Genomic DNA, 4717 nt, shown 5'->3' on the forward strand with positions numbered 1-4717 from the left:
CGAGCCTGCCATCCTGCTCGCGGACGAGGCGACCAGCGCGCTCGATCCCGAGACGACCGATGAGGTGCTCGACCTGCTCGCGCGCGTGAACCGCGAGCTGGGCGTCACGATCGTCGTCATCACGCACGAGATGGACGTGATCGCGCGGATCGCGAACAAGGTCGCGGTCATGGAGCGCGGCCGGGTCGTGGAGCAGGGTGCGACGTACGACGTCTTCACGGCGCCGCAGACCGAGACGGCCAAGCGGTTCGTCCGCACCGTGGTCCGTGCGCTCCCCGACGGTGACGCGCTCGCCGCGCTGCGCGCTCAGCACGAGGGCCGGCTCTTCACGATCTCGTTCACGGACGCGGGGGCGTCAGAAGCGCGCGTGTTCGGCGCGCTCGCCCGCGCCGGCGTGGACTTCAACCTCGTGCACGGCGGTGTCGACGACATCCAGGGACGGGTCTACGGACTCCTCACCATCGCGGTACGCGGCGACGACTCGGCCGTGCGCAAGGCGCTCGCCGGTGTCGGGGCGGGCGTGACGATCACGGAGGTGGCATCGTGACCGACCTGTTCGACCGCCTCTCCGAGCTCGCACCGGAGCTGCTGGAGCAGACCGGCATCACGCTCTGGGTCGTCGTCGCGGCGCTCCTGTTCGGCGGCATCGGCGGACTGGTCGTCGGCACGACGATCACGGTCACACGTCGGGGCGGCGTGCTGCAGCAGCCGGTCGTCTACGCGATCCTCAACGCGCTCGTGAACACGATCCGGCCCATCCCGTTCATCATCTTCCTCGTCGCGATGCAGCCGCTCACGCGGCTGGTGATCGGGCGCGGCATCGGCAACGAGGCGATCATCTTCGCGCTGTCCCTCGCCGCGACCTTCGCGATCGCCCGCATCGTCGAGCAGAACCTCGTCACGGTCGACCCGGGCGTGATCGAGGCGGCGCGCGCCTCCGGCGCCGGCCCGTGGCGCATCATCCGCACGGTGATCCTGCCCGAGGGCGCGGGGCCGCTCATCCTCGGCTACACGTTCGCGATCGTGGCGCTGATCGACATGTCGGCCGTGGCCGGTCTGGCGGGCGGCCAGGGCCTCGGCTACTACGCGGTGTCGTACGGCCTGCGCAACTTCGACGAGGTCGTCACCTGGTCGGCGCTGGTCATCATCGTGGTGATCACCCAGCTCGTGCAGGGCCTCGGCAACTGGCTCGCCCGGAGGGTGCTGCGCCGCTAGGCGGCGGTGCGGGGCGCGACGCGCGCCGGCCCGTGAATACTGGACGCATGGAAAAGGCTCTTCGCGTCCTCGCTCCCGTCGCTCTGCTCGCCGCTCTCGCTCTGGCGGGATGCTCCGCGCCCGCCGCTGACGACCAGCCCGACGGCAGCGCCTCCGCCTCCGCGCCCACGGAGTCGGCGGCGCCCGCGGAGGAGGCGGCGCCCTCGGAGCCCCTCGGGCAGGAGACCCTCGAGGAGCACGTCGCGGCGGCCGGACTGCAGCTCATCGACATCGAGGCGCAGGGCGGCGTCGACGCGCTCGCCGGCGCGCTGGAGGGAGTCACCGTGGAGCCGGCGGAGTGCCAGGCGCTCATGGAGAGCGGCTTCGCGCTCGTGCAGGAGAACGAGAGCACCTTCGCGGTGGGCATGGACGAGCAGACCGGTGTCACGGGCGGCATCATGTCGTTCGCGGACCCCGCGATCGTCGGCACGGCGCTCGACGCCAACACCGCTGCCGGTGGAGCCTGCTCCGACATCACCGTGACGACCGCGACGGGCGACGCCTTCGAGGGGCACATCGAGGTTGTCGACGTCGAGGTCGCCGGAGCCGACCAGGCCTACGGCACCGTCACCACGACGACGGTCCAGGGCACGGAGGTCACGAATGCGACCGTGACCGCGGCCGTGGGCACGGCCTACGTCACGGGGTCGAGTGCGTTCGGCGACGACGTGGTGACGGCCGCGACCGAGACCGCGCAGAAGCTGGTGGACCAGCTCACCGCCGAGTGAGCTCGGCCCGGATCAGCCCTGCTCGCCGCTGCCGGCGTTGAGCATCCACGGCACGCCGAACCTGTCGGTGAGCATGCCGAACGAATCGCCCCACGGCGCCTGCGTGTAGGGCTCGACGACCTGGCCGCCCTCGGCGAGCCTGTCGAACACCGGGCTGAGCTCGGGGCCGTCGTCGCCGAACAGGCACACCGTGATCCGCGCACCGGCGTCGTACTCCATGCCCGTCGGCGTGTCCGATGCCATCAGCGTGAAGCCGTTGTCGAGGTCGAGCTGGCCGTGCATCACCTTGTCGCGGTCGGCCTCGTCGAGGTCGGCGTTCGGCATCTCGCCCATCTTCATGATGTTGAGCTCACCGCCCAGCACCGACTGGTAGAAGGTCAGCGCCTCCGCCGCCTCGTCGCGGAAGGAGATGTACGGAGCGACCTGGTAGCCCATGGGAGCGTCCTCTCGTCGACCGGGCCCGCTGCCCGGATCCAGGATGAGGATGACATCAGCCGCCGACATCCGCCAGGCCGCCGGATGAACGGTTCCCTTCCGACACGGACTGCCTACACTTGCGCGTATGAGTGACGAATCGAAGAACTCCGCGAGCGACGAGGCCAAGGCGAAGTTCCGCGAGGCGCTCGAGAAGAAGCGCGCCCGCGACGCCGCACATGGCAGCGCACCGGGCCGGCGGGACACCGGCGCGATCCACGGCGCTCACGGCGCGGCGGGCGGCAAGCGCGAGTTCCGCCGCAAGTCGGGCTGATCCGGAAAGGACGCCGATTGCCGCGATCGGCCCGCACTCCGCGTGGAGTCCGGGCCGATCAAGGCAGACGGGATTCAGTCGGTGCCGGAATCGAACGCGGCGGACTCGTTCGCCGCCTCGATCGCGGAGGCGTTCTCCCCCTCGCCGAGGCCCGCGGGCTCGGCGGCGAGCGTGATGTCGTTCGCGCCGCCCTGCTCGAGCGCGCCCACGAGCTCGGCGGTCGGGCCGCCGATCAGGCCCAGAGCCGCGTACTGCTCGAGGCGCGTGCGCGAGTCTGCGATGTCGAGGTTGCGCATCGTGAGCTGGCCGATCCGGTCGGTCGGGCCGAAGGCCGCGTCGCCGACGCGCTCCATCGAGAGCTTCTCGGCCGCATACGACAGCGCGGGACCCGCCGTGTCGAGGATCGTGTAGTCCTCTCCTCGGCGCAGGCGCAGCGTGACCGAGCCGCTGATGGCGGATCCGACCCACTTCTGGATCGACTCGCGCAGCATGAAGGACTGCGGCTCGAGCCAGCGTCCCTCGTACATCAGGCGGCCGAGTCGGCGGCCCTGCTCGTGGTACGTCGCGAGCGTGTCCTCGTTCAGGATGCCGTTGACGAGGCGCTCGTAGGCGATGAACAGCAGCGCCATGCCCGGGGCCTCGTAGATGCCGCGCGACTTGGCCTCGATGATCCGGTTCTCGATCTGGTCGCTCATGCCGAGGCCGTGGCGCCCGCCGATCGCGTTCGCCTCCTGGACCAGCGCGACGGCGTCGGCGAACTCCGTGCCGTTGATCGCGACGGGGCGGCCGGCCTCGAACGTGATCGTGACGTCCTCGGGGGCGATCTCGACCGCGGGATCCCAGAACCGCACGCCCATGATCGGCTCGACCGTCTCGAGCGAGACGTTCAGCTCCTCGAGCGTCTTGGCCTCGTGCGTGGCGCCCCAGATGTTCGCGTCGGTCGAATAGGCCTTCTCGGCAGAGTCGCGGTACGGGAAGCCGTGCGCGACGAGCCACTCGCTCATCTCGGTGCGGCCGCCGAGCTCGCTGACGAAGGTCGCGTCGAGCCACGGCTTGTAGATGCGCAGGCGCGGGTTGGCGAGCAGGCCGTAGCGGTAGAACCGCTCGATGTCGTTGCCCTTGTAGGTCGAGCCGTCGCCCCAGATCTCGACGCCGTCCTCCTTCATGGCCCGCACGAGCAGCGTGCCCGTGACGGCACGGCCGAGCGGCGTGGTGTTGAAGTAGGTCCGGCCGCCGGAGCGGATGTGGAACGCGCCGCACGCGAGCGCGCCCAGGCCCTCCTCGACGAGCATCGGCTTGCAGTCGATCAGGCGCGACGCCTCGGCGCCGTACTGCAGCGCGCGACCCGGGATCGAGGCGATGTCGTCCTCGTCGTACTGTCCGAGATCACCCGTGTAGGTGAAGGGGACGGCGCCCTTGTCGCGCATCCACGCCACGGCGACGGAGGTGTCGAGACCCCCGGAGAAGGCGATGCCGACGCGCTCGCCGACGGGCAGTGACTCGAGGACCTTCGACATGCCCTCAATCCTATGGCGTGTCGGCTGAGCGCCCCGCCGGGTCGCGGGCGAAGCCGGACGGGAGGGCGCCCGATGATCCACAGCGAAGACATAGCAACCTCACGCCACGCTTGCGGCATGGAGTTCGCGCTCGAGTTCACACCCGACCTGGCCCTCGTCTTCGTCACCCTCTTCGTCCTCGAGGTGGTGCTCGGCGTCGACAACGTCATCTTCATCTCGATCCTCGCCGCCAAGCTGCCCAAGGAGCAGCAGGCGAAGGCCCGCAACCTCGGTCTCACGCTGGCGATGCTGATGCGCATCGTGCTGGTGCTGTTCGCCGGCTGGATCATCACGCTGGAGGAGGCGCTGTTCTCGATCGGCGAGCTCGACTTCTCCGGGCGCGAGCTGATCCTGATCGTCGGCGGCCTGTTCCTCGTCTACAAGGCCGTGACGGAGATCCACCACCGGCTCGAGGGCGAGGACGACCACGG

7 protein-coding genes are annotated in these 4717 nt (G+C 70.0%); 5 read left to right on the forward strand and 2 right to left on the reverse strand.

The window, feature by feature from the left end; genetic code table 11:
* The 3 genes from RIF89_RS11110 to RIF89_RS11120 form a co-directional block, all read left to right on the forward strand.
* On the forward strand, window positions 1-547 hold a 547-nt coding region (locus RIF89_RS11110; protein ID WP_309069175.1), incomplete at its 5' end, for an NIL domain-containing protein.
* Window positions 544-1215, forward strand: a complete 672-nt coding sequence (locus RIF89_RS11115) for a methionine ABC transporter permease (protein ID WP_375294473.1) — start codon at window positions 544-546, stop codon at window positions 1213-1215. The genes RIF89_RS11110 and RIF89_RS11115, both read left to right, overlap by 4 nt.
* A 47-nt stretch (window positions 1216-1262) precedes the next feature.
* Window positions 1263-1982, forward strand: coding sequence for a hypothetical protein (locus tag RIF89_RS11120; protein WP_309069176.1), 720 nt, complete (start codon window positions 1263-1265; stop codon window positions 1980-1982).
* Between the two features lie 12 nt (window positions 1983-1994).
* Here the strand turns inward: RIF89_RS11120 and RIF89_RS11125 are convergent, their stop codons facing one another.
* Window positions 1995-2417: a VOC family protein gene (locus RIF89_RS11125; protein WP_309069177.1), complete on the reverse strand. Its 423-nt coding sequence runs from the start codon at window positions 2415-2417 to the stop codon at window positions 1995-1997.
* Window positions 2418-2544: 127 nt separating this feature from the next.
* Between RIF89_RS11125 and RIF89_RS11130 the strand changes: the two genes are divergently transcribed.
* The gene (locus tag RIF89_RS11130) at window positions 2545-2730 is read left to right on the forward strand and encodes a DUF5302 domain-containing protein (protein ID WP_309069178.1); all 186 of its coding nucleotides are present in this window, start codon (window positions 2545-2547) and stop codon (window positions 2728-2730) included.
* 74 nt (window positions 2731-2804) lie between these two features.
* Here the strand turns inward: RIF89_RS11130 and argG are convergent, their stop codons facing one another.
* Window positions 2805-4247: an argininosuccinate synthase gene (gene argG, locus RIF89_RS11135; RefSeq protein WP_309069179.1), complete on the reverse strand. Its 1443-nt coding sequence runs from the start codon at window positions 4245-4247 to the stop codon at window positions 2805-2807.
* Between the two features lie 117 nt (window positions 4248-4364).
* On the opposite strand from argG, the gene RIF89_RS11140 reads away from it, so the two are divergent.
* Window positions 4365-4717, forward strand: a 353-nt coding sequence (locus RIF89_RS11140) for a TerC family protein (protein WP_375294474.1), incomplete at its 3' end; no start/stop codon positions are given.

Source organism: Microbacterium sp. (assembly GCF_031178525.1).
Lineage (GTDB): Bacteria > Actinomycetota > Actinomycetes > Actinomycetales > Microbacteriaceae > Microbacterium.

Coding starts and splice junctions, on each gene's coding strand:
- RIF89_RS11120 (WP_309069176.1), top strand. CDS start 1,263: ATGGAAAAGGCTCTTCGCGTCCTCGCTCCCGTCGCTCTGCTCGCCGCT.
- RIF89_RS11125 (WP_309069177.1), bottom strand. CDS start 2,417: ATGGGCTACCAGGTCGCTCCGTACATCTCCTTCCGCGACGAGGCGGCG.
- RIF89_RS11130 (WP_309069178.1), top strand. CDS start 2,545: ATGAGTGACGAATCGAAGAACTCCGCGAGCGACGAGGCCAAGGCGAAG.
- argG (WP_309069179.1), bottom strand. CDS start 4,247: ATGTCGAAGGTCCTCGAGTCACTGCCCGTCGGCGAGCGCGTCGGCATC.